Origin of the sequence: Microtetraspora sp. AC03309, from assembly GCF_020826795.1 — a bacterium.
GTDB classification, from domain to species: Bacteria; Actinomycetota; Actinomycetes; order Streptosporangiales; family Streptosporangiaceae; genus Microtetraspora; species Microtetraspora glauca.
In genome coordinates this window covers 85449-109556 of the sequence record NZ_JADDIL010000008.1, presented here as the reverse complement: position 1 = coordinate 109556, position 24108 = coordinate 85449, and the positions used below count along the sequence as shown (strand labels likewise).

24 protein-coding genes and 1 riboswitch are annotated in these 24108 nt (G+C 71.5%); of the genes, 9 read left to right on the top strand and 15 right to left on the bottom strand.

The features are described from left to right. Nucleotides 1-16: 16 nt before the first annotated feature. A riboswitch (cobalamin riboswitch) is annotated at nt 17-204 on the bottom strand. 254 nt (nt 205-458) lie between these two features. The 3 genes from IMZ11_RS06555 (at nt 459) to IMZ11_RS06545 (ending at nt 3421) form a co-directional block, all read left to right on the top strand. Next, on the top strand, nt 459-1709 hold the full coding sequence (locus IMZ11_RS06555; protein WP_228638500.1) for a low temperature requirement protein A: 1251 nt from the start codon (nt 459-461) through the stop codon (nt 1707-1709). Nucleotides 1710-2172: 463 nt separating this feature from the next. After that, on the top strand, nt 2173-2928 hold the full coding sequence (locus tag IMZ11_RS06550; RefSeq protein WP_228638497.1) for an SDR family oxidoreductase: 756 nt from the start codon (nt 2173-2175) through the stop codon (nt 2926-2928). Nucleotides 2929-2983: 55 nt separating this feature from the next. Continuing rightward, nucleotides 2984-3421: a cupin domain-containing protein gene (locus tag IMZ11_RS06545; RefSeq protein WP_228638495.1), complete on the top strand. Its 438-nt coding sequence runs from the start codon at nt 2984-2986 to the stop codon at nt 3419-3421. 151 nt (nt 3422-3572) lie between these two features. Here the strand turns inward: IMZ11_RS06545 and IMZ11_RS06540 are convergent, their stop codons facing one another. After that, on the bottom strand, nt 3573-3752 hold the full coding sequence (locus tag IMZ11_RS06540) for a hypothetical protein (RefSeq protein ID WP_308066758.1): 180 nt from the start codon (nt 3750-3752) through the stop codon (nt 3573-3575). A 21-nt stretch (nt 3753-3773) separates the two neighbouring features. Between IMZ11_RS06540 and IMZ11_RS46110 the strand changes: the two genes are divergently transcribed. Next, complete coding sequence (locus tag IMZ11_RS46110; protein ID WP_308066757.1) at nt 3774-4205, top strand: DUF6131 family protein; 432 nt, start codon at nt 3774-3776, stop codon at nt 4203-4205. Between the two features lie 107 nt (nt 4206-4312). On the opposite strand, the gene IMZ11_RS06530 is transcribed toward IMZ11_RS46110, so the two are convergent. After that, nucleotides 4313-5530, bottom strand: coding sequence for a hypothetical protein (locus IMZ11_RS06530; RefSeq protein WP_228638491.1), 1218 nt, complete (start codon nt 5528-5530; stop codon nt 4313-4315). 237 nt (nt 5531-5767) lie between these two features. Between IMZ11_RS06530 and IMZ11_RS06525 the strand changes: the two genes are divergently transcribed. Beyond that, nucleotides 5768-6532, top strand: coding sequence for an SDR family NAD(P)-dependent oxidoreductase (locus IMZ11_RS06525; protein WP_228638489.1), 765 nt, complete (start codon nt 5768-5770; stop codon nt 6530-6532). Nucleotides 6533-6662: 130 nt separating this feature from the next. Here IMZ11_RS06525 and IMZ11_RS06520 read toward each other — a convergent pair whose 3' ends face one another. From IMZ11_RS06520 to IMZ11_RS06495, 6 genes are all read right to left on the bottom strand, one after another. Further along, entirely contained in the window at nt 6663-7889 is a 1227-nt protein-coding gene (locus IMZ11_RS06520) for an ABC transporter substrate-binding protein (RefSeq protein WP_228638487.1), read from the bottom strand. 28 nt (nt 7890-7917) lie between these two features. Continuing rightward, the gene (locus tag IMZ11_RS06515; protein WP_228638485.1) at nt 7918-8625 is read right to left on the bottom strand and encodes an ABC transporter ATP-binding protein; all 708 of its coding nucleotides are present in this window, start codon (nt 8623-8625) and stop codon (nt 7918-7920) included. After that, the gene (locus IMZ11_RS06510; protein WP_228638483.1) at nt 8606-9376 is read right to left on the bottom strand and encodes an ABC transporter ATP-binding protein; all 771 of its coding nucleotides are present in this window, start codon (nt 9374-9376) and stop codon (nt 8606-8608) included. The genes IMZ11_RS06515 and IMZ11_RS06510 overlap by 20 nt, the downstream gene beginning before the upstream one ends. Next, nucleotides 9373-10389: a branched-chain amino acid ABC transporter permease gene (locus IMZ11_RS06505; RefSeq protein ID WP_228638481.1), complete on the bottom strand. Its 1017-nt coding sequence runs from the start codon at nt 10387-10389 to the stop codon at nt 9373-9375. Before IMZ11_RS06505 ends, IMZ11_RS06510 begins: the two co-directional genes overlap by 4 nt. Continuing rightward, the gene (locus IMZ11_RS06500) at nt 10389-11249 is read right to left on the bottom strand and encodes a branched-chain amino acid ABC transporter permease (protein ID WP_228638479.1); all 861 of its coding nucleotides are present in this window, start codon (nt 11247-11249) and stop codon (nt 10389-10391) included. Before IMZ11_RS06500 ends, IMZ11_RS06505 begins: the two co-directional genes overlap by 1 nt. 176 nt (nt 11250-11425) lie before the next feature. Further along, entirely contained in the window at nt 11426-12322 is an 897-nt protein-coding gene (locus tag IMZ11_RS06495) for a TrmB family transcriptional regulator (RefSeq protein WP_228638477.1), read from the bottom strand. Between the two features lie 118 nt (nt 12323-12440). Here IMZ11_RS06495 and IMZ11_RS06485 point away from each other — a divergent pair, with 118 nt between their 5' ends. The 3 genes from IMZ11_RS06485 to IMZ11_RS06475 are packed head-to-tail and all read left to right on the top strand — an operon-like array spanning nt 12441 to nt 15536. Continuing rightward, a complete protein-coding gene (locus IMZ11_RS06485; protein ID WP_305075850.1) occupies nt 12441-13802 on the top strand; it encodes an amidohydrolase family protein in 1362 nt (453 codons plus the stop codon). 49 nt (nt 13803-13851) lie between these two features. Further along, nucleotides 13852-14838, top strand: a complete 987-nt coding sequence (locus tag IMZ11_RS06480; protein WP_228638474.1) for an amidohydrolase family protein — start codon at nt 13852-13854, stop codon at nt 14836-14838. A 2-nt stretch (nt 14839-14840) separates the two neighbouring features. Further along, the gene (locus IMZ11_RS06475) at nt 14841-15536 is read left to right on the top strand and encodes a ThuA domain-containing protein (RefSeq protein WP_228638601.1); all 696 of its coding nucleotides are present in this window, start codon (nt 14841-14843) and stop codon (nt 15534-15536) included. 59 nt (nt 15537-15595) lie between these two features. On the opposite strand, the gene IMZ11_RS06470 is transcribed toward IMZ11_RS06475, so the two are convergent. The 4 genes from IMZ11_RS06470 to IMZ11_RS06455 form a co-directional block, all read right to left on the bottom strand. Next, a complete protein-coding gene (locus IMZ11_RS06470) occupies nt 15596-16375 on the bottom strand; it encodes an SDR family NAD(P)-dependent oxidoreductase (RefSeq protein ID WP_228638472.1) in 780 nt (259 codons plus the stop codon). Between the two features lie 137 nt (nt 16376-16512). After that, nucleotides 16513-17253, bottom strand: a complete 741-nt coding sequence (locus IMZ11_RS06465; RefSeq protein WP_228638470.1) for an SDR family oxidoreductase — start codon at nt 17251-17253, stop codon at nt 16513-16515. 111 nt (nt 17254-17364) lie between these two features. After that, the gene (locus IMZ11_RS06460; RefSeq protein WP_061252626.1) at nt 17365-17583 is read right to left on the bottom strand and encodes a ferredoxin; all 219 of its coding nucleotides are present in this window, start codon (nt 17581-17583) and stop codon (nt 17365-17367) included. Further along, the gene (locus IMZ11_RS06455; protein WP_228638468.1) at nt 17580-18800 is read right to left on the bottom strand and encodes a cytochrome P450; all 1221 of its coding nucleotides are present in this window, start codon (nt 18798-18800) and stop codon (nt 17580-17582) included. The genes IMZ11_RS06460 and IMZ11_RS06455 overlap by 4 nt, the downstream gene beginning before the upstream one ends. Before the next feature lie 198 nt (nt 18801-18998). Here IMZ11_RS06455 and IMZ11_RS06450 point away from each other — a divergent pair, with 198 nt between their 5' ends. Beyond that, nucleotides 18999-20219: a cytochrome P450 gene (locus IMZ11_RS06450; RefSeq protein ID WP_228638466.1), complete on the top strand. Its 1221-nt coding sequence runs from the start codon at nt 18999-19001 to the stop codon at nt 20217-20219. 165 nt (nt 20220-20384) lie between these two features. On the opposite strand, the gene IMZ11_RS06445 is transcribed toward IMZ11_RS06450, so the two are convergent. The 3 genes from IMZ11_RS06445 to IMZ11_RS06435 are packed head-to-tail and all read right to left on the bottom strand — an operon-like array spanning nt 20385 to nt 23963. After that, nucleotides 20385-21206, bottom strand: a complete 822-nt coding sequence (locus IMZ11_RS06445) for a xanthine dehydrogenase family protein subunit M (protein WP_228638464.1) — start codon at nt 21204-21206, stop codon at nt 20385-20387. Then, entirely contained in the window at nt 21203-21670 is a 468-nt protein-coding gene (locus IMZ11_RS06440; protein WP_228638462.1) for a (2Fe-2S)-binding protein, read from the bottom strand. The genes IMZ11_RS06445 and IMZ11_RS06440 overlap by 4 nt, the downstream gene beginning before the upstream one ends. Beyond that, nucleotides 21660-23963: a xanthine dehydrogenase family protein molybdopterin-binding subunit gene (locus IMZ11_RS06435; RefSeq protein ID WP_228638598.1), complete on the bottom strand. Its 2304-nt coding sequence runs from the start codon at nt 23961-23963 to the stop codon at nt 21660-21662. Before IMZ11_RS06435 ends, IMZ11_RS06440 begins: the two co-directional genes overlap by 11 nt. Nucleotides 23964-24108: the final 145 nt, after the last annotated feature.

Genomic DNA, 24108 nt, shown 5'->3' with positions numbered 1-24108 from the left:
GAGATCCGCCCCAATTTCTGTGAGGAGGCGACCGCGTGAGTCTCCTGGCTCTCGGGTCGAAGCTCGCCCCGGCCTTCCCACCCGCGTACGGGCAGTGGCGTCGTCGGGGTTCGCTCGCCGATCACAGTGGCGGGACCGCGCCGGATTCACACCGGCTTCCTCGTTCCGCCGTCGCCTTCGCGACCATGGTCGCATACGACGCATAGCTCACCAAGGACCGGGTTCGCGTAGATGGTTCCGGCTATCGCGTCTTGCTGAAGGGCTCGATCCGATCGCGGAGCTTGACCTGCGTGCCGTGGCGATCCCGCACACGACAACGCCGAAGCCGGACAGCCTCGTGGTCTTTGACAGCGTGACGACAAGCCCTATGCTGCGGTCTCGGCGTCGCGTTGTCACGGATCAGAACGCCGACCTGTCTTTCAGACGACCGGACGTCGCGGAGCGACAGGAGCGAGACCTTGCCACCAGCCGGCACCACCATCCGGATCCGGGTCCGGATGAGCGCTCGTGCCATTGATGAGCCGCACCGCGTTTCGAGCCAGCTCGAGCTGCTGTTCGATCTCACCTTCGTGGTCGCGGTCGCGGTCGTCACCGCCCAGTTCGCGCACAGCGTCGCCGGCGGTCATGGCCTCGCCGGGCTGGTCCCGTTCCTCCAGGTCTTCTTCGCGATCTGGTGGGCGTGGATGAACTTCACGTGGTTCGCTTCGTCCTACGACACCGACGATGTCGCCTATCGGCTGCTGACCATGGTGCAGATGGCGGGCGTGCTGGTGCTCGCCGCCGGGGTGCCGGCCGCGGCCGGTCACTCCGATTACGGAATCGTCACGCTGGGCTACCTCGTCATGAGGACGGCGCTCGTCGCCCAATGGCTGCGGGCCGGTTTCGAGGACCCGGCGAGCCGCCGCACCGCGCTGCGCTACGCCGCCGGCATCAGCCTCGTGCAGGTGGGCTGGCTGCTTCGCTTCGTCCTCGCGGCGACGGGAGCCCTCCCCTCATCGATCGAGCTGCCGTCCTTCGCCTGCCTGGTCGTCCTGGAACTCGCGGTGCCACGGTGGGCGGAGCGGGACAGGGCCACCAACTGGCACCCGCACCACATCGCCGAACGCTACGGTCTGTTCACGATCATTCTGCTCGGCGAGAGCGTCCTCGCCGCGAGCAGAGGGGTCGAAGCGGCGCTCGAATCGGGCAGGATCAGCGGTCCCTTCATCGTCATCGCTGTCTCCAGCCTCGTCCTGCTGTTCGCTCTTTGGTGGCTGTACTTCCTCGTACAGGCTGGTGAGGGCCTCAGTGACCGCCGTCATCGGTCCTACTTGTGGGGATACGGTCACTACGGCATCTTCGCCGCCCTTGCCGCCCTCGGCGCTGGGCTCGAGGTCGCGGTGGAGCAGAGCGGGCACGGGGTGGTGGCGGCTCCGTCGGCACTCGGGTACGCCGTCGCCATCCCGGTCTTCGCCTACCTCGCTCTCCTCTGGGCGGTACAGGTACTTGTCGTCGCAGAGCCAGTCATCAACCCTGCCGCGGTTCTGGGTGGTGCCACCGCCATCCTGCCGCTGCCGCTCATGGCGCCCCGGATCGGCGTGGCGGCCGTGGTCGCGTCGATCGCGGGCATCTGCGCCGTGCTGGTCGCTGTCACGATCCTGGGCAACGCGCGCGTTGCCGGCGGTACCCCGCGATCCGCCTCCCTCGCGGACGATCCCCAAATGTCATAAATCATGGAGCTACCCGCGTTCCTGCATTCGGGAGCGCCATGTACGGGTCGGGGAAACAGATCGCCACGTCGGCCCTCGTCATCGGCAATGGAGGGATCCGGATCACGGTCCGGTCGCCGGGCGCGGGGTCGGCGTCCTCGCGGCGGACACGCGACCGCGGGCGGACGCGCGCACCTCGCTCGCGGCGGGTGCCACCGACGCGGCGCTCGCGACGACGGATCCCGGAGGCAGCCGGCGACAGCACGCCGCGGGCACCCTCGATGAGCGCTGGCCTCTCGCCGACCCCCGGACGGTGCGAATCGTCACCGAGGGGCATCCAACTCAGTATCGAAGCAGGTCAGTGGGTACGTATGGCACTGACATCACAAGAATCCCACGGCGGTGGTCACCAGCCCGGAGGCTGCCCTGTCTTAGCCGGCGATCGGCCGGCGAAAGGCGCACCGGCGGAGCAGGAAGGCGTGCCATGAAGATCGTGGTAATCGGTGGGACCGGTCTGATCGGGTCGAAGCTGGTGGCGAAGCTGGGGGAGCACGGTCACGAGGCGGTGGCGGCGTCGCCGAGCACCGGCGTCAACACCCTCACCGGCGAAGGCCTGGCCGAGGTACTGACGGGCGCCTCAGTGGTGATCGATGTGTCGGACTCCCCGTCCTTCGAAGCCGCCGCGGTGCTGGAGTTCTTCGAGACCTCCACGCGCAATCTGCTCGCCGCGGAGAAGGCGGCCGGCGTCGGTCACCATGTGGCGCTGTCGGTGGTGGGGACCGAGCGGATGCCCGAGAACGGCTACTCCCGGGCGAAGATCGCGCAGGAGAAACTGATCGAGAAGTCGGGGATCCCGTTCTCGCTCGTGGCCGCCACCCAGTTCTTCGAGTTCACCCGGAGCATCGCCGGCGAGGCGACCGACGACGGCAAGGTCCGGATGGCGCATGTGCTCTTCCAGCCCATCGCGGGTGACGACGTCGCTCAGACGGTCGGCCGGATCTCGGTGGGAGCGCCGCTGAACGGAAGGGTCGAGGTGGCCGGGCCCGAACAGTTCAGGATGGATGATTTCTTCCGCGACGCCCTGGCCGCCTGGGGCGACCCGCGCGAGGTGGTCACCGACCCGCACGCGCGCTACTTCGGATCAGAGCTGAGCGAGCGGTCCCTGGTGCCGGGCGACGACGCGATCCTCGGTCAGACCCGCTACCGCGACTGGCCAGGCCGGACCGCGCCCAAGAAGTAGCCCAAGAAGTAACGGTGTCTCACCCGGCTCCTCAATAGCCACGAAAGGTCATCCCATGCCCGATATCGACCCGGCGCCCGCCGGACCCAAGCCGCGATCGACCGCCTGGCAGACGGCGCTCACCGTGGTGCAGGAGGCCGAGCCGCCCTTCATCCCGGAAGGAGCGCACGCGATGACGGTGGTCATCGAGTATCCGCCCGGCGACCCGGGCACGCCACCGCACCGGCACTCCGGGCCGGCGTTCGGCTTCGTGTTGGAAGGCGAGATGGTGCTGGAGCTGGAAGGCGAGCCGGAGCGGGTCGTACGCGCGGGGGAGGCGTTCTGGGAGCCGGGCGGCGACGTCATCCATTACCAGGACGGCAACAACCGGGACGATGTCCGGCTCCGATTCACGGTCACCATGTTGTGTGAGCCCGGCAAGCCGATGCTCACCCTGGTGGACGAGGAAGAGCTGGCCCGGCGCAAGGGCCGCCGCGCCCCGCGCCCGTCCTGAGCGGATGCGATGTTCGCACCATGACGACACGCGGCCCGCGTGCGACGCGGGTGCCCTCGGCGGGACAGGAGCACCGCATCGAGCCGTCGGCGGTCCCATCTGCCGCGCTCTCGCTGCTCCTCGACCTCTTCTCGCGTGTCCTCCCAGACCGTCAGATGTTCAGGTCTCGACGTTGACGCATGCGACCGTCCCTGCCGAGCTCGATGACGGTATCGACTGCGATCCGTTCGAGGAACGCGAAGTCGTGGCTGACGACGAGTAGGGCTCCGCGGTAGGCGTCGAGCGCTTCCGCGAGCTGCTCGACGCTGGCGACGTCGAGGTTGTGGGACAACCGACCTCGGGCCGTGAGTCAATGCGGCGAGAGACTCGATCCCGACGACCGGAACGCCACCTGCGCGAGGCACCGGGGTACTGCCCGAGTGCTGGGCGAAGGGTGGACGGAAACGGGCAGGATCGAGGTCGCGCGTTCGCAGGCACGAGCTCAAGACCGAGGTCGGTACGGTGCGAACGTGCCGGCGAGGTTCACGCAGAGGTGTCTGGGATGCGTTTTGGCGCGGTACGGCGGCATATCTGGCGACCAGATGGGCAGACGGACGTTACTCCTCCTCCTGGAAGATCGGAGGGTTCAATGATTGTTCTCGGAATCATCCTCCTCATCCTCGGTTTCGCGTTGGGCATCTACGTCCTGTGGGCTATCGGGATAGTGCTGCTGGTGATCGGTGTCGTCCTGTGGATCCTTGGAGCACTCGGACACGCGGTTGGCGGACGACGCCACTATTGGTGATCGCCCATGGTCCTCGGCCGCCGTCGTTCACCGACGAGGGCTTGCAGGCCGCGATCCGGGCGCGCCGCGAGGGCCCGGCCGTACGGGCGACGAAGCGCCGTTCCGGCTCACATGGCGTTCGTGTACCCCAGGGTGTCGAGGTCGAGCGCGAGCAGTTCCCGGCGGTCGTAGCCGGCGAAGGTCACCTGAGGCCAGTCGGCGAACCGGCTGACGGTGGTGGAGGGGACGCAGTGCCCGGGGACGACGATCCGTTCCAGATGCGCCAGGTCCCTTCGATGTCGTAGCAGGGCGGAGAAGTCGAACCGGGGGGCGTCGTTGACCTTCCACAGGTCGAGGGTGGCCAGCCTCGCGACGACGGGAGAGGCGCCCAGCGTCGTGGGATCCACGTCTGTCTCCCACAGGGCGAGGTGGCGGAGGGCGGGCAGGGAGAGGTCGGCCAGCATGTCCAGCAGGGAGGGAGTGTCCGCGTGGGTGCCGAACGCCACGAGCGTGTGCAGCCGGGGCGCCCCGTCCCGAAGCAGCCGCGCCACCTGCCACGCGGGACACTCCAGTGCTCGCAGGCCGGGGTATCGCCCCGCTACCGGCGCTTCGACGAGGTCGTCGCGCTGGCTCCACAGGCACAGGTGGCTGAGCCGGTCACCGGCGGAGTAGGAGCTCAGGACCGGGTCGAGATGGGCGGTGCCGCCCCAGGTGCGGATCCGAAGCGAGCGCAGCCGGCTCATGTGTTCGCCGGCGAGCAGGCTCCGGAGCCGGTGCCGGCCCATGAGATCGATCCGCCAGGGATCGCACCTCGGGTCGAAGCCCAGCCGGCCCGGTGTCATGCCCTTGGCGGTGGCCAACCCGTCGACGAGTGAGACCACGTCGTGCCCGTCGATGTACGCGTGGATCGCGGGTCCGTCCGGGATCAGGAGCAGGTGGTCGTCCAACAGGCCGTAGAAGTGCACCTGGAAGTCGATCGCCTCGATCGCCGCTCGCTCCGCGTCCCGTGCCGCCTGATCGTCCTCCCACAGCCGCAGCGCCTGCGCCTTGATGAGCTCGCCTCGGGCGCCGCCGACCTTCGCGGCGAACGCGAACGCGTAACCGGCGTCGTCCGGCGGAGTGCCCGGGACGCTGCGCGCGGCCGCCTGCGTGCGGGGGGAGTACCCGTCGGCGACGTATCGGTCCACGGCCAGCTCGAAGTGCACGGCGGCGACGTCCTCGTCCACGTGGTCGATCAGCACCTCGGCCCGGCTTCCGCGACGCACGCTGACCCGGGATTCCCGCCGTCGCAGCTCCACGTCCTCGTGCGGACCGGCCAGCCACATGGTCACATCGGGAGGGATCACGATGGGATTGTCGCCGATCGGAGGCGGGGTTCACCCTTCGGCTCATCACCTTCGTCCCGGACGGCGGGGGGATGCCCGCCCGCCCATCCACCGCACGCGTGCCGCCGGGCGCGTGTCCATCGGGCCGGCTGTCTAGTAACTAGACTTATAACGCCGATTAAATCGTGGTGACGGCTTCCTGCCACGGTGTAGTCGTCGTTAGCATCCCGTCTAACATAGACAGGTCAGGAGGCTTCGGTGGGGCGTTCGCTCGGAGGGATGCCGGTGCTCGTCACCGGGGGTGGTTCCGGAATCGGTGAGGCGGTGGTCTACCGGCTGGTCAAGGCCGGGGCGAAGGTGACCCTGGCCGGCCGGCGCGCCGACAAGGTCGAGGCGGTCGTCCGGCGGGCGGGCTCCGGCGCGTGCGGTGTCGTCGCCGACGTCACCGTCGCCGCGGACCGCGAGCGGATGGTCGCCCGGGCGGTGGAGCACGGCGGCGGGCTGGAAGCGGTGGTGCACGCCGCGGGCAACATGTATCGCGGCCCGCTCGAGGAACTCGAGGAGCAGGCGCTGCACGACGTGTTCGCCTCCAACACGATCGGCCCCATGATGCTGACCGCGCTCGCCCTGCCGCACTTGCGGGAGCGCTCCGGCGCCGTGGTCTTCTTCGGTTCCGTGCACACCCAGCGCGCCTTCCCCGGCGCTTCCCCGTACGCCGCCACCAAGGGCGCGCTGGAGACGCTGACCGGAGTCCTGGCGGCGGAGCTGGGGCCGCAGGGAGTGCGGGTCGGCTGCGTGCGCCCGGGCGGCGTGCTGACCGAGATCAACCAGCGGGCCGGGCTCATGGACGACGCCACCGCCGCCGAACGCATGCGCTCGCTGGGGCCGGCCCACGCGCTGGGCCGCGCGGGCACCGCCGACGAGGTCGCCGAGGCCGTCGAGTACCTGATCACGGCGGCGTGGGCGACCGGCGGCGTGCTCACCATCGACGGCGGCCTCGGACTCGGCGTCACCAACGCCTGATCGAACGGGAACCCGGAGCACGAGGCGGGGCCGATCGCGGCCCCGCCATGGGCATGGGCTGGTACGAGTGCGCCGGGGGCGCGTGGTGCGACGGACACCACGCGCCCCCGGCGGTCGAGCCGGTGTCCGGTCAGGACACGGATGTGCCGGGCTCCAGCCAGTCCTTGCTCACGGGCTTCCAGTCCGAGCCGTCCCACTCCGCCACCTTCGCGCCGGTCGTACCGACGTGTCCGCCGGCGGCGGCCGGGCCGAAGGTGATCGGCGGGTAGATGCCGGACGCGTGCTCCTTGAGCGACTCGGCGGTCTTCTGGAAGTCGGCCCAGCTCAGGTCGTCGCCCATCCGCGTCACGATCTCGAAGAAGATCTTCGTGTTGGCGTACGCCTGCAGGGCGTAGGCGCTTCCCACCTGGTCCGGGGCGGCCGCCTGCTGCGCGGTGCGCCACGCCGCGGCCTCGGGCGCGTCCGACGTCGGCAGCTCGGAGATGAACGTGCCGTAGACGCCCTTCGCCGCGGACCCCGCCGGGCCCACCGTGCCCGCGCTGCCCGTGGTCACGGTCGAGGAGGTGCCCATGATGGCGGGCTTCCAGCCCAGCTCGTCGACGGCCTTCATGATCAGCGCCGACTGTGTGTTGTCCGTGCCGAGCACGATGGCGTCCGGCTTCGCCTCGCGGACCTTGAGTACCGCCGAGCTCACCTCGGTCGAGTTCGGCTCGGTGGTCTCGTTCGCGACGACCTCGACCCCCGTGCTCGCGGCCTCCTCCTTGACCCCGTCCCGGATCGAGTGGCCGAGCTCGTTGTCCTGCCCGATGACGGCGACCTTCTTGATCCCCTTGCCCGCCAGGAAGTCCACGATCACTCTGGCCTGGTCACGCTGGCTGGTGCCGAGCAGGAACACCGAGTCCTGCTTCGGGTCGGGCGGCAGCACCGGAGCGAACAGCGGCATGCCCTTCTGTGCCAGGTAGGGATAGCTGCCCGGGATGTTGGCCGACCCCGCGGGGGAGACCACCGCGTACACCTTCTCCTGGTCACCCAGCCGGCGGATGTTGGCGACGCTGCGCGCCGCCTCGAACCCGTCGTCGAGCACGACGAGCTTCACCTGGCGGCCCCGGAGCCCGCCCTTGTCGTTGATCTCCTTGACCGCCGCGTTCAGCCCGGCCTCGAAGCCCTTCCCCGAGGTGGCGGCACCGCCGGAGAGCGGCAGGGTGGTGCCGATGGTGAAGGTGTCGTCCGTGACACCTTGGACCGCCGCGCCCCCGCCCGCGCCCGACGGCGCGGCCGCCTGGGACGAGCAGCCCACGACGGCGAGCGCGGTCAGCAGGGCGGGCAGGGCGGTGAGCGGGAACCGTCGTGGCCTCATGGACCCTCCAGTCAGATGGTGCGAGTGTTCAGCCGAGGTAGGCGCGGACGAGGTTCTCCGAGTCCGCGAGCTCGTGGGCGGGGCCGGAGGTGCGCACGGCTCCGCCGGCGAGCACGTAAGCGCGGTCCGCGATGTCGAGCACGGCCGAGTTCTGCTCGATGAGCAGGAACGCGGTGCCCGACTCCTCCCGCAACCGCGCGACCAGCCCGAGCAACTGGGTGACGAGGATCGGCGCGAGGCCGAAGGACATCTCGTCGACCATCACCAGGCGTGGCCGCCCGATCAGCGCCCTGGCGACGGCCAGCATCTGCTGCTGTCCCCCGGACAGCGAACCGGCCGGCGCGGCCAGCTTGTCGCGGAGCGCGTCGAACACGTCCAGCAGCCGCTCCTCGTCCTGGGCGACGTCCCGGGCGCCGCGCCCGCGGGCGGTGGCGCCCAGGCGCAGGTTCTGCCGCACGGTGAGGGAGGAGAGGATGCCGCGGCCCTCGGGGACGTGGCCGAGCCCGAGCCTGGCCCTGGCCTCCGGGGTCCGCCTGCCGAGCGTGGTGCCGTCGAAGCTCACCGAGCCCGACCAGGTGGGCAGCACGCCGGAAACGGCGCGCAGCGTGGTGGACTTGCCCGCGCCGTTGACCCCGAGCAGCGCGACGATCTCGCCCTCCGCCACGTCGAGGTCGACCCCGCGCAGCACGGGAACCCGGCCGTAGCCGGAGGTCAGCTCACGAATCGACAGTAGCAACGCCGGCTCCCAGGTAAGCCTTGACGACATCGGGATGGGCGACGACCTCGGCCGGAGTGCCGTCCGCCAGGATGCGCCCGAAGTGCAACGCCGCGACCCGCGGGCACAGCCGCGAGACGAGCTCCAGGTCGTGCTCGATGATCAGGATCGACAGCTCGTCGCGTTCGCCGATCTCGGCCAGCGGCGCCACCATCCGGTCGACGTCGGCGGCCGACAGGCCCGCGGCGGGCTCGTCGAGCAGTACGACGCGCGGCTGCGGCGCGAGCGCACGGGCGACCTCGACGATCTTCTGGCTGCCCAGCGGCAGGTTCCCGACGGGCTCGGCGGCGCGGTCGGCGAGCCCGAAGGCGTCGAGCAGCTCGCGCACCCGCTCCCGGGCGGCGCGGGCCTTGCCCGAGATCCCGAGGAAGTCGGCCAGCCCGCCGCCGCGGGTCAGCTCGGCGTCCAGCCCGGCCAGCACGTTCGCCTCGACCGACAGCTCGGCCACCAACCGGGGAGTCTGGAACGTACGGCGCACGCCCCTGCGGGCCACGACGGCCGGGCGGGCGGAGGGGATCGGCTCGCCGGCGATCCGCACCGACCCCGCGACGGGCCGGACGTAGCCGGTCACCACGTTGAACACCGTCGTCTTGCCCGCGCCGTTCGGGCCGATCAGCCCGGTGAACCCGGGGCCGATGGCGAGATCGACGCCCTTCAGGACCTCGTTGCCGCCGAAACGCACGGCGATCCCGGACAGTTCGAGCGCCTTCACCGGGCGGCTCCCGTCAGGTCGGCCTGCCCGGACACGGGCGGCGGCTCGGGCGCGGGTGGAGCCGGGCGCCTGGCCCGCAGCCGGTCGGGCAGCGAGGCCAGCCCACGTGGCAGGAACGCGATGGCCAGCGCGAGGATCAGCCCGTACCCGAGCCGCTGCCAGCTCCCCAGGTCCTGCAGCAGATCACGGAGCACGACCACCACGACCGCGCCGAGGAACGGGCCGGTGACGTAACCCGCGCCGCCGAGGAACGCGACGACCAGGAACTCGATGAGCAGCCCCATGTCGAAGATCTCCGGCGTCAGGTACGACAGGCACTGCGCGTACAGCGCCCCGGCGATCCCGCCGATGAACGCCGACAGCGCGAAGGCCAGCAGTTTCGTGCGCATCGGGCTCACCCCCAGCGACGGGGCGGCGATCTCCGCGTCGCGCACGACCCGCAGCCGCCTGCCGAGCCCGACACGTCCGATGCGGATGACGACGGCGGTGGTGACGGCGGCCACGCCGAGGCACAGGTACCAGCGGCTGCCGTCGACGTCGATCCCGGGCAGGACCACGGCCTCCACGGCGGTGCCGGCGATGCCGCCGGTGATCGGCGTGGCCTCCACGAAGACGCGGATCATCAGCTCGGCGAACGCGAGCGTGGCGATCGCGAGGTAGAAGCCGCGCAGGCGGGTGGCCGGCAGCCCGATCAGCACGCCGAACAGCGCGGCGACCAGGCCCGCGGTGACCGCCGCGAGCGGCCAGGCCCAGCCCTGCGCGACCAGGTACGTGGTCGCGTACGCCCCGACGCCGAGGAAACCGGCCTGGGACAGGGCGATCTGGCCCGACCACCCCATGATCAGGACGAGCCCGAGCCCGGCCGTCGCCGTCACCATGACCAGGCACGCCTGGAAGAGCAGGTACGGGTTGACCAGGCCGGGCAGCGCGAGCAGGACGAGCGCCGCCGCAAGGGCGCCGGCCGCGGCGGCGATCCGCCACGGTGAACCGGAGAACAGGGCGAAGGGTGTCATCAGACCTCCCGGACCTGGTGGCGGCCGAACAGGCCCTGCGGTTTGATCGAGAGCACCACGACGATGGCCAGCAGCGCGATCGCGGTCTTGCTCGACGTCGAGATGTACGCGCCCGCGAGGTTCTCCGCGACGCCGAGCGCGAGCCCGCCGACGAATGCCCCGGTGATGCTGGAGAACCCGCCGAGCGTCGCCGCGACGAAGCCCTTGATGAGCAGCCCTGAGCCGTTCTGGTCGGTGAGCAGGGAGGCCTGACCCTGCAGCAGCAGCGCGATCGTGGCGATCGCCCCGGCCAGGGCCCACGAGGTGCGGAACACCGTCGTGACCGAGACGCCGAGCAGCCTCGGCGTCACGCGGTCCTCCGCGATCGCCTGCATTTGCACGCCGAGCGGCGTACGGAAGAAGAGGATGAGCCCGACCATGACCGCCAGCCCGGCCGCGACGCTGACCAACTGCTCGTAGGCCACGACCTGCCCGGCCACGACGAACGAGCCCGCGAACGGGGAGTCGATCTTACGAGGCTCGGATCCCCACACGAGCTGGACGATCGCGTTGATCACGACGAAGACCGCGATCGTCATCAGGACCGTGGCGAAGTGGTTCTCCGCCAAGATCGGACGGATAGCCGTTCGTTCCACCACTACGGACAGCGCGATGCCGATGAGCAATCCGATCGGGACCGCCAGCCACCACGACAGGTTCGCCCCGTCGATGAGCGCCCAGGTGCAGAAGGCCGGAAACAATCCCAGCTCAGCCATGGCGAAGTTGGGTACGTCGGTCGCCTTCAGTACCAGGACGATGGCGAGTGCCATGAGGGAGTACCAGCTTCCCGCCTGCAACCCGCTGATGATCTGTTGCCACACGGTGACGCCTCCAAGCCACTAGTCGTCAGGATGTTAACGTCCAATGGATAGACGCCACGGTCCCGATTTGGCAACGATGCGGCGAGGCGCGATCGGCGGAGAGTGATCAGGGCGCCGGCCTTCGGGCATGCCGAAAACGGCGCCCATCGATCCGATGGACGCCGTGGCCGGTGCGGTCAGCGTGGCGTGTCGGTCCCGCGCCGCCGCCCGGGACCGGTCGGGGGCGCGCCGGCTCCCCTCCTGAGCAGGGTGGCGGGGGCGCCGTGGTCGGCGCGCAGGCGCAGCAGAGCCGGATCGGACTTCCAGAAGGTCTCGAAGTCCTCCGCGGCGAACTTCTCCACGATCAGGTGCATCGCGATGTCGTGGCGCACGTACTCGACCGCGACCAGGACCACCGCGGGGTCGTCGGTGTAGACGCCCCAGGCGTCATCGTTGATCACGCCGCCGATGACGGCCTGCTCCCGGTCGGCCACCACGACCAGCAGCCGGCAGCCCAGGTTCTCCAGCGCCACCTTGGGGCTGGAGAAGCGGTGCTGGGTGGTGTGGCCCACGGGGTCGGGGTCGTCGCCGAAGACGACCGCCGAGACGTCGACGCCGTCGGCCTCGGCCCTGCGGGCCAGGGGCTTGAGCGGCTCGATCTCCGCCGGCCAGCCGGACAGGAACAGGTCTCTGCGCGCCGCGGCGACCACGTCCTCGGCCCGGGTGAGCAGCGACGACCGGTCGGTGAGGTTGTGGATCAGCCGCACCTGGGTGGGCGAGGCCACCTCGGGCAGTGACTCGCGCAGAGTGCTGATCGACTGGTCGAACTCGCGCCGCATCCGGTCCAGCAGTGACATCGGGGGCAGCGAGATGTAGCCCACGCCCGCGTCGCCGAGCCGCACCTCGTAGGCGGCGCCCCGGCCCACGAGCTTGCCCAGCGTCTCGTAGACCGTGCTGCGCGGCACCCCGGAGCGCTTGGCCACCTCGTAGCCGTTGAGCGGGGCGCCGGCCGCCACGAGCGCGACGTAGGCCTTCGCCTCGTAGCCGGACATGCCGAGGCGCTGGAGCTCTTCGATCACTCTCTGCTGAGACACGTTGCCATCGTCGCATCACCTCGGGGTCCGGGACGAATTCCGATCATCACTCCAGTCTAGCCAGGGGCAGCGGATAGTCGTTAACCTTCACACGCATAACGATGTTCGAGGAGAGCCGATGGCCGACAGCATCTTGATCACCGGGGGCGCCGTCATCGACGGGACCGGCGCCGCGCCCCGAGCCGACGAGGCGGTGCTGGTGCGGGGCGACCGGATCGCCGCTCTGGGCGCCGAGGCACTCGCCGAAGCCGAGTCGGGTGGCGTGGACGAGCGGATCGACGCGAGCGGGTGCACGGTCATGCCCGGGTTGATCGACGCCCACACCCACCTCAGCTTCGGCGAGCCGACCGGCAACGACGAGCTCTTCCACCACCGGACGCAGGGCTACAGCTCGATGTTGTCGGCCTACCACGCGCGCAAGGTGCTGCGCGCCGGGGTCACCGGCGTGCTCGACGCCGACTGCCTGTGGTCCATCGGGGTCGAGCTGCGCGACGCGATCGACACCGGCATCGTCGAGGGCCCCCGCATGCGCGCCGGGGGACAGGCCCTGATGACCATGCTCGGCGGCACGGCCGGCCGGATGATCGCCGACGAGGGCACCACCGGCTACGCGACCGTCGTGCACAACCGCGACATGATGGTCAAGGAGGTACGGCGCCAGATCAAGTACGGGGTCGACTGGATCAAGATCATGGTCACCGGCCTGATCCCGTCCATGAAGGGCCCCGAGGTCCAGGTCTGGAACCTCGACGAGCTCCGTACCGTCTGCGACGCCGCGCACGAGTTGAACACCAAGGTCGTCGCGCACTGCCGCAACTCCGCGAGCACCCGCGACGCCGCCAGGGCGGGCGTCGACCTGATCTACCACGCCTCGTACATGGACGACGAGGCGCTCGAAGCCGTCGTCGAGTCCGGCAGCGCGCTGTGCCCGACGTTCACGCTCCTCGGCAACCTCGCCGACTACGGCCAGAAGATCGGCAGCGCGCCCGAACTGCTCGATGTGTTCCGCGCCGAGATCGAGATCACCGCCGCGCAGATGGCCAAGGCGCACGCCGCCGGCGTGCCGTTCCTCACCGGCTCGGAGACCGGCTTCGCCGTCACCCCGGTCGGTGAGTGGCACGCCCGCGAGCTGGAGATGTTCGTCCGGTACATGGGCATGACGCCGATGGAGGCGATCGTCGCCGCCACCCGCAACGGCGCCTTCGCGCTGCGCATGGAGGGTGAGGTCGGCACACTGGAGACCGGCCGGCTCGCCGACCTCATCATCGTCGACGGCGATCCGCTGAAGGACATCACGATCCTGCAGGACCGCACCCGGATCGCCGAGGTGATCAAGGGCGGGCGGCGGATCGACATCACCACCCCGATCCCCGAACGCCGGATGCGCTCCACCGACCAGGTCAGGTTCCTCGCGTCCTGCCCCCTCACCCGCGGGCTCGCCCTGACCGAGGAGCAGTTGGCGAAGCTGGCCCGTGTCTGACCCTCGCCCCGATCGCCGGCCCGGTCGTCCGTACGGGCGGCGCGCGCCGGTGATCGACGTGCATGCGCACGCCGTGCTGGAGGTCAGTCTCGGGGCGGCCGGCGCCGCGGGGCCGGAACTCGGCGTCTCGGCCGACGGCACGCCTTTCTACCGCGTCGGGGAGTACGTCCTACGCGGCGTGCGCTACGCGGGAAGCCCGTTCATGGACGTGGACGTCCGCGTCGCGGCCATGGACGAGGCGGGCATTGATGTGCAGCTGCTGTCGCCCAACCCGCTCACCTACTTCGACCGGCTGGACACCGGCGCGGCGGTGGCCTTCGCGCGCGCCCACAACGACGCGCTGGCCGACGTGGTGGCCGAGTACCCGGCCCGCCTGCTCGGCGCCGCCCAGCTGCCGGTGCAGGACGTCGCCGCGTCGATCATCGAGGCCCGGCGCGCCGTGCGTGAGCTGGGGCTGGCGGCCGTGTACGTCGACACCGACCCCGCCGGGCGCACCCTGGACGACCCGGAGCTCGACCCGCTCTACGAGGCGCTCGTCGACCTGGACGTGCCGCTGTTCGTCCACCCGTCGCCGCTGGGCCCGGACGGGCCGCCGGCGGATCCCCGGCTCCGGCGCTTCGACCTCGACCTGCTCTTCGGGTTCGCCCGCGACGAGACGCTGGCCGTGGCCGCGCTGATCTTCGGTGGCGTGCTCGACCGGCACCCCGGCCTGGACGTGTGCGTCTCGCACGGCGGCGGCACGGCAGCGTTCGTCGCCGGGCGGTTCGCCCGCGCCGTGGACAAGCGCCCGTGGGCCGGCGCGAAGCTGCGGGAGAACGGGTTCGCGCACTACTACCGCCGCCTGTGGTTCGACACCCACGTGCACGACGAGCTGTCGCTGAAACTGCTCGTCGAGCACGCGGGCACCGAGCGGCTGGTGTTCGGCACCAACTTCGCCGGCTGGGACTCCGGCGCCCACGAGGGTCCGGGGCTCGACCCCGAGATCCTCTCGGCCAACGCCGGCAGGCTCCTGCGCCGGGAGGGACGGCCGGCGTGACCATGCGTGCCGTAGTGCTGTCCGGCGGGCTCACCCACGACTTCCCCGCCACCACCGCCTGCCTGGTGGACCTGCTGTCCGGGCAAGGCTTCTCGGCCGAGGTCCACACCGGCGTCGACGCGGTCCTGCACGCCCTGCCGGGTGCGGCGCTGCTGGTGGTGAACGCGCTGCGCTGGACGATGACCGGACCCGGCACCCCCGACCGCTATCGGAGGTTCGCCGAAGCGGAGGGCGCGAGCCCGTCCGCGAGCGCCAGGGCCGGGCTGGCGGCTCACCTGGAAGCGGGCGGCGGGGTGCTCGGCCTGCACACGGCGAGCATCTGCTTCGACGACTGGCCGGAGTGGGGGCGGACGCTCGGCGGCGCCTGGGCGTGGGGCCGCTCGCACCATCCTCCCATCGGCCCCGCGGTCGAGGTACGGCCTAGCGGCGGGCACGAGCTGGTGGACGGCCTCGATCCGTTCACGGTCGTCGACGAGGTGTACGGGGATCTGAACCTGGCGCCGGGGATCGTCCCGCTGCTGACCGCCCGGCAGCCCACGGGGCCGGACACCGATACCGCGCACCCCCTGCTGTGGGCCCGCGAGCGCGGCGGCGGCCGCGTGGTCTACGACGCGCTCGGCCACCACCCGCCGTCCTACGAGGTGCCCGAGCACCGCGAGATCCTCCGCCGGGCCGTCCGCTGGACCACGCACGGCTGACCCGCACGCATGAGAACGGGGGTGCGTCACGCCGCCGTGACGCACCCCCCGCGGTCGTGTCAGGCCTCGGCGAAGCCGACGGAGTCCACCGACGCCGGGCGCGGCAGCGAGGCCAGTGTGCTCTTGATCAGGCCGCCGTCGACGGCGAGCGTCTGGCCGCTGACGTAGGCGGACTTCTCCGAACCGAGGAAGAGCACCGCGGCGGCGATGTCCTCGGCCGAGCCCAGCCGCGCCAGCGGCACCGCGCCCTCACGCACCCGCCGCACCTCGGGATCGGCGTAGATCGCGTCCGACATGCCCGCGTGGATCAGCCCGGGAGCCACGCAGTTGACCCGGATGCCGTGTTTGGCCCACTCCATCGCCATGTGCTCGGTCAACCGGACGACACCGGCCTTGCTGGCCGAGTAGGCGCCCGCGTGCGGGGCGGCCGCGATGCCGTTGATCGAGGCCAGGTTGACGATCGCGCCCCCGCCGGCCTCCACCATCGCCTTCGCGAGCGTCCTGGCGACGATGAACGTGCCCGTCAGGTTGACCCGCAGCGCGACCTCCCACTCGCTCACCGGGAGGTCGAGCAGCGGCCCGAACCGTACGATGCCGGCGTTGTTCACCACCAGGCGCGGGGGCTCCGGCAGCCGCGCCGCCGCGGCGCGCACCGACTCCTCGTCGGCGACGTCGACGGCCGCGCCCACGCACGCCTCCCCGATGTCGCGGGCCGTCTGCTCGACGGCTGAGCCGTCGATGTCCCATGCGGCGACCCGGTAGCCCTCTTTCACCGCGTGCTCGGCGATGACGGCTCCGATGCCGTGCGCCGCCCCGGTGACCACGGCCCATTTCGTCATTGTGTCTCTCCCCTTGTCGGCCTGGCCTGCCGCACTGACCCAAGCGTCGTCATGACTATAACTACGCTAGGGGATGCGGAACGCGGCGGCGTGCTTTTCACGAGCTGTTCACAACGGTTGACCAGCGGGACACACAGTCACAGGAGCGCCTGGTACGCCCCGCCGTCGACGGGCACCGCCGCGCCGGTGAGGTACCCGGCCTGCGCCGAGCAGAGGAACGCGACGACCGCGCCGAGATCGGCCGGCTCGCCGAGCCGCCCCGCGGGGACGTCGCCGACCGGCGGGCGGTCGCCGTACACCTGCGTGACGCGTTCCGTTCGGTGCAGGCCGGGCTGCACGGAGTTCACCGTGATCCCGTCCGCGGCCACCTCGCGGGCCAGCGTCCGCAGGAAACCCGTGGCTCCCGCGCGGGCGGTGTTGGACAGCGCGAGGTTCGGGTACGGCTGCCGCACGCCGAGCGAGGTGATCGCCACGATCCGGCCCCAGCCGCGCTCCCGCATGAAGGGCAGCGCGGCCAGGGACATGCGGACGACGGCGAGCAGGCTGCGTTCGAGCGCCGGCTGGTACGCCTCCGGCGGGGTCTGCGCGATCGTGCCGGGCGGCGGGCCCGGCCCGTTCACCACCAGGATGTCGAGGCCGCCCATCAGCGCCGCGGCCTCTTCCACGAACGCGGCGGCGCCGTCCGGCCTGGCGACGTCGGCGCGCAGCCATCGCACGCCCGGCCCGAGCCGCTCGGCCGCGGCACGGGCCCGCCCGCCGTCGGAGCCGCAGATCGTGACCTGCGCGCCCTCCGCGGCCAGAGCGGCCGCGCTCGCGTAACCCAGTCCCGCGCTCGCTGCCGCCACGGCCGCGCGGCGCCCCCGGATCCCCAGGTCCATGGCTACGGTCCGGGCCGCAGGGCGAGGCGCCCGGCCGGGATCGGGCGGGCCCGCCGGGCGGGCGAGCGTTCCGCCGGACGGCGGAACGCCGCCGGGTGGCGGGGGGCCCACTCAGTAGACATCGATCTCCTCGTCCCCGTCGAAGACGCGGATGGCGCCGGAGGGGCAGTCGCGGGCGATGTCGAAGATCTGCTCGTCGGTCAGCCGCGGCCCGCCGGGGACCAACGCGACGATCTCGTCGTCGTCGAACCGGAACACCTCCGGCGACTCGGCCACACACTTGCCGGAGCTGATGCACACGTCCCGATGGAGCTCGATCCGATACGTCATTCGTCCCCTCCGAACAGGACCGGGTAGGAGCCCCAGTAGGGCCGTTGGGTGTTGGCGTCACGGCGCGGCGGGTTGTCCGGGTCGCGTCGCACCCGCGCCGCGAACATGCGCTGGACCACGCCGGTGACCAGGCCGAAGAGGTGCTCGTCCGGATCCGAGCCGGCCCGCTGCACGACTCCGGCGGCCAGGTCCTGGCCGATGCACACGTGCATCCCGGCGGCGAAGCTCAGTCCGAACGGGGCGACGTTCGCGGGGAGCGTGCGGTGCGGGTCGAACTCGGCGGCGTCCGCGCCGAAGACCTCCGGGTCGCGGTTGACCGACTGCAGGTCGATCACCACGGTCGCGCCCTCGGGGATCTGGACGCCCGAGCGCAGCGAGACCGGTGCCAGGGCGCGCCGCCGGCCGGTCGGGCTGGACGGGTTGAGCCGCACGGTCTCGTGGACACAGCGCTGGACGAACAGCGCGTCGGTGGCGGCGAGCCCGGCGTCCTCCGGGTGCGCCTCGACCCAGCCCAGGATGTGATCGACCGAGCGGACGAACGCCGTGGCGCTGGTGTGGGCGCCGGCCAGCAGGAAGAACGCGACCTCTCTGCGGATCACCTCGGGCGGCAGCCGCAGCTCGCCGGTGTGGCGCAGCAGCGTGGTCAGCACGTCGCTGGGGACGTCGACGTCATCGCCGGCGGCCTCCCGCTCCAGCAGCTCGCGGCGGCGGGCGATGGACGGGGCCAGGAACTCCACGTCCCAGTCTTCCAGCGCCTGCGCGATCACGCGCCGCTGCTCCGTCTTGTCCTTCGTGGAGTGCGCGAGCGTGGCGCCCTCGATGAACTTCATCATGTAGTCGTAGAGCCGCCGGGTCTCCTCGGCGGTGCCCGCGGGGCGGTCGACACCCGCGGTCAGGGCGGCGAGGTTGAGCATCAGCTCGTGTCCCAGATGTACGAGGTCGACCCGGCCCTCCACCTGGTAGGGGGCGAGGGTCTGCTCGATCACCTGCGGGAACAGCTCGCGTTCGTAGCGCTCGAACACCTCGCGCCGGAACATCCGGTTCTCCACGCGACGCCGGGACCGGTGCTCCTCGCCGTGCAGGTTCACCAGCACGCCGGCCATCACGACCTCGCCCTCGTCGTAGAGGGACTGGCGCAGGTCCTTGCTGCGATAGGCGTCCTTGGCGTCGGCGAACGTCGTGAGGACAATGGTTGCCTCTTCGGCGACGGCTGTCATCTGGACTTGCTCCTCCGTTGGCGCACGACCGGATCGGGGGCTGCCGGTCCCCGCTGAGCGTCTCGTGGTGCACGGAACGGCGTCAAGACCCTAACGACGAATGACAAGGCGGCTCGATGGTCTGCATCTTCCCTGGGAACCGCGTCGCTGGTAGCGTCGTTAGGGTTCTAACCTCGTATGCCCAGGGAGCGCGTGGCGATGACGACGATCACCCTTGACGGCTACGCCGACGTACGTGAGGCCTTCCGGCTGCGCGACTTGAAACAGGCGCTCTACGACGAGGGCGGGGTCGTGATGGCCGACTGCCTGCTGGTGCTGCACGGCGAGGACCATCGGTCCCGGCGCCGCGTGGAGAACCGGCTGTTCCGCCGGGGCACGTTCCGGCACTGGGAGCGCGAATTCCTGCACGACGTCGTACGGGACACGCTGGCGCCGTTCGCCGCCGACGGCCGCGCCGACCTGGTCGAGCTCGGCTACCGCACGATCATGAGCTTGACCGCGCTGGTCGCCGGCATCGACCGGCCCACCGGCAGCGCGGCCGAGGCGGACGCGCTCTACCGCTACGCGAAGAAGTTCTCCGAAGGCGCCACCCTGGTGCACACCACCCGGGACCCGGAGGTCGTCCGGGCCGAGGTGCGGGCGGCGCTGGACGAGTTCGACGCGACGTTCCTGCAGCCGTCGCTGGCCCGCCGCCGTGAGCTGCTGGCCCGGCACGCGGCCGGTGAGCTGAGCGAGCAGGACCTGCCCCGCGACGTGCTCACCGGCCTGCTGCGCCACTGGGACGAGCTGGACATCGACCAGGAGATCCTGCTCCGCGAATGCGCCTTCTATCTGCAGGCCGGCTCGCACAGCACCGCCGACGCGTTCACGCACTCGGCCGACGAGTTCTTCGCCTGGGTCCGCCGCGACCCGGCCGCCGCCGAGAAGGCACTCGACGACCCGGTCCGGCTCCAGCGCTGCGTGCACGAGACCCTGCGCCTGCACCCGGCCAGCCCCGTCGCGCAGCGCCGGGCGCTCGCCCCGGCCGTGCTGCGCGGTGGCACCGAGATCCCCCAGGGCGCGTTCGTCGTGCTGGACATCGCGGCGGCCAACCGGGACCCGCGGGTGTTCGAGCGGCCGGACGCGTTCGACCCGCTGCGCGAGGTCCCGGCCGGCGTCCCCAGGTGGGGCCACGCCTTCGGCGGCGGCATGCACGCGTGCATCGGCACCGAGCTCGCCGGCGGCGTCCCCGAGGCGGACGGCGGCGTCCTCGTGGCGGACGGCGCGGAACAGGCGCACGAGCGGGTTCTCGGCACCGTCACGCTCATGCTGTCGGCGCTGCTCGCCGCCGGCGCCCGGCCCGATCCGGAGCGGCCGCCGCGGCGGGACCCGGACTCCTCACGGGACCACTTCGCGTCCTATCCGGTGGTGTTCGGATGACGGCCGCCCACACCGGGTGACCGAGCGCTTCCTCGCCGCGGTGCGCGCCGGGGACGCGGCGAACCTTCCGGCGGACATGCCGGACGAACGGGAGGGCCCGGCCGCGATTTCGCGACCGGGCCCTCGGCGTCCCCGGGCCCGGATCGGGTGGACCGGACCGGGTGCCTACAGGGCCGCCAGGGCGCGGGTCACCAGGACCTCGGCGAGGTGGGCCCGGTAGGAAGCGCTCGCGACCGCGTTGTCCGGCGGTTCACAGCCCTGCGCGGCGAGCCGCGCCGCCTCGGTTGCCGGGGTGCCGGCCGCCAGGGCCTCCTCCACCGCCGTCGCCCGCACCGGCGTCGGCCCCATGCCGATCAGCGCGACCGCCACGCCTCCGCCGGGCCGCTCCTGGGCGGCGACCCCGACGACGGCCCAGTCCAGGGCGCGGCGGCTGAACTTCTCGAACGCGTACGACCGGCCGGGAGCGGCCGGCAGCCGGATCTCGGTGAGCAGCTCGGCAGCCGCCAGCGCGTTCCGGCACCGGCCGGTGAAGAACTCCCGCGCCGGGATCTCCCGCACGCCCGACGGGCCGCGCGCCACCAGCACGCCGTCCAGCGCGAGCACCGCTCCGGCCAGGTCGGCCGCGGGGTCGGCGTGCGCCAGGGAGCCGCCGATCGTGCCCCGGTTGCGCACCTGCTGGTCACCGATCCGGCGCGCGGCGGCGGCCAGCAGCGGCACCTGCTCCGCCACCACCGGGTCGCGCTCCAGCGTCCGGTGGCTGGTGAGCGCGCCGACCGCGATCCGGTCGCCGTCCGCCCTGACGTAGGACAGCTCGCGGAGCCGGCCGATGTCGATCAGGACGCCGGGCTCGGCCCGCCGCAGCTTCATCGCGGGCAGCAGTGAGTGGCCGCCCGCCAGCACCCTGGCGGCGCCGCCGTACCGGGAGAGCTCGTCGAGTGCCTCCTCGACGGAGCCCGCGCGCACGTAGGAGAAGGCGGCCGGGATCATCGTGCGCCTCCGTTCGCGGCCGCCCACTGGACCGACTCGACGATCATCTGGTAGCCGGTGCACCGGCACATGTTGCCCTTGAGCCCGTTGCGGATCTCCTGCTCCGTCGGGTCGGGCCGCTCGGCGAGCAGCGCGGTGGCGGCCATGACCATGCCCGGCGTGCAGAACCCGCACTGCAGGCCATGACACTGCCGGAAGCCCTCCTGCACGGGCGACAGCCCGTCCTCCCCGGCCAGCCCCTCGATCGTGGTGACCGCGCAGCCGTCGGCCTGCGCGGCCAGGACGGTGCAGGACTTGACGGCCACGCCGTCGAGCAGGACCGTGCAGGCGCCGCAGCTGGAGGTGTCGCAGCCGATGTGGGTGCCGGTCAGGGACAGCGTGTCGCGCAGGAAGTGGACGAGCAGCAGCCGGGGCTCGATCTCCCGGCTGTGCGGCTGCCCGTTGACGGTGATCTCAACTCGCATCGTGCATGACCTTCCAAACTCGTTCCGGCGTGCAGGGCATCTCCACGTCGCGCACGCCGAGGTGGGCCAGCGCGTCCACCACGGCGTTCACCACGGCCTGCGGCGCGGCCGTCGCCCCGGCCTCGCCGAGACCCTTGGCGCCGAGCGGGTTGAAGCTGGACTTCGTCTCTATGTGATGGGTCTCGTACGGGGGCAGGTCGAGCGGGCCGGGCACCATGTAGTCCTCGAGCGAGGCGGCGAGCGGCCGGCCCTCGCTGTCGAAGGTGACCTTCTCGTACAGCGCCTGCGCGATGCCCTGGGCGACGCCGCCGTGGATCTGCCCGCGTGCCGTCAGCGGGTTGATGACGGTGCCGCAGTCGTCCACGCAGACGTAGCGCAGGATCGACACCCGCCCGGTGTCCCGGTCGATCTCCACCACGCAGCCGTGCGCGCCGCTCGGGTAGCTGAGGTTCTTCGGCTCGAAGTACGCGGTGTTCTCCAGGCCGAGCACGGTCCCCTCGGGCAGCAGGTGCGGCTTGAAGGCGCGCTCGGCCACCGCGGCCAGGGTCACCGTCGCCTCGGGCGCGCCGTTGACCTGGAACCCGTCGCCGATCGGCACCACGTCGTCCGCGTCGGCCTCCAGCATGTGCGCGGCGATGGTCCTGGCCTTGGCGGCCACCTCCGCCGCGGCCTGCCGGACGGCGTTGCCCGCGACCGGCATGCCCCGGCTGCCCATGGTGCCGGTGCCCTCCTGCACGACCGCGGTGTCGCCGTACAGCACGCTGATGGCCTCGAAGGGCACGTTCAGCTGGTCGGCGGCGATCTGGGCCAGGGCGGTCTGGTGGCCCTGGCCGTGCGGGGCGGTGCCGACCAGGACGATCACCGAGCCGTCCGGCTGCAGCCGGACGTTCGCCGACTCCCAGCCGCCGAGGTAGCCGAACTGCTCGAACAGCGGCGTGGGCCCGAAGCCGCCCATCTCCACGAACGTGGACAGCCCGACGCCGAGCAGCGGAGCGGCCGGGTCCGCCAGCCGACGTGCCTGCTCCGCGCGCAGCCCGGCGTAGTCCAGCTCGCCCAGCAGCAGGTCCAGCGCGGCCGGGTAGTCGGCCTCGTCGTACACGATCCCCTCGAACGGGGTCTGGTACGGCATCTCATCCGGCTGGATCAGGTTCACCTTCCGGACGTCGGCCGGGTCCTTGCCGAGATCGCGGGCGACGAGGTCGACCACCCGCTCGATCAGGAAGCTCGCCTCGGGCCGCCCCGCTCCCCGGTAGGACGCGGTAGGCGTGGTATTCGTAACGACGCTTCGGAAGCGAGCGGCGATCTTCGGGATCCTGTAGCAGCCGCCCAGCATGTACGAGGTCAGCGTGGCGAGCCCGATGCCCACCGGGTCGGGCACGCCGCCGACGTTGACGGTGATCGTCACGTCCAGGGCGAGGACGCGGCCCTCGGCGTCGAAGCCCACCTCGACGTCCTGCATCTGGTCGCGGCCGTGGTAGGTGTGCACCATGTGCTCGCCGCGGGTCTCGACGTACTTGACCGGCCGGCCGAGCCGGCGCGACAGCTCGGGCGCGAGGAACAGCTCGGGCATGAACGAGGACTTCACCCCGAAGGCGCCGCCGACGTCGGGCGCGATCACGCGGACCAGGTGCCTGGCGAGACCGAACCGCTCGGCGATCTCCGCGCGGACCCGGTGCGGCGCCTGGACTGTGGCCCACACGGTCGGTCCGGCCCCGGTCCAGTCGGCGAGCACCCCGTACGGCTCGATCGGCGTGCCGGCGCAGCGCTGGTTGACCAGCCGGGCGCGCAGGCGGTTCGGGGCGGCTTCCAGATCGGCCGTCACGTCGTCCGGCGTCACCTGCTGCTCCAAGGCGAGGTTGCCGGGCAGCGGCGCGAAGATGGGTATGGCGCCGGGCGCGAGCGCGTCGGCCACCGTGGCCATCACCGGCAGTGGCTCGTAGGCCACCCGCACGGCGCGTGCCGCGTCCGCGGCGGTGTACCGGTCGGCGGCGACGATCACGGCCACCGGCTCGCCGACGTAGTGCACCTTGTCGCCGGCCAGGTACCCGCGTTCCAGGCCGGGGACGGACGGGCGGGGCGGGAGCCCGGCGAAGTCCCGCGCGGTCCAGACGCCGAGCACGCCCGGCAGGGACCGGGCCTCTTCTGCGTCGATTCCGGTGATGAGCGCGTGGGCCTCCGTGCTGTGCACGTAGACCATGTGGAGAAGCCCCGGACGATGGATGTCGTCCACGAACGTGCCGCGCCCGGTCAGCAGCGCGGCGTCCTCCTTACGTGGTACTGCCGAGCCGATCATCGTCACAGGCCACCTCCGTTGGTGCCAGGAGCGCGTCGTTAGACGTATAGCGACTTATATTGTCGCGTGCGTCACTTCTCCGGCAAGACCCTTGGGCCCCGCCGATCAGGATTTCCCTCAACGCGGGAAAATAGGTACAAACCTG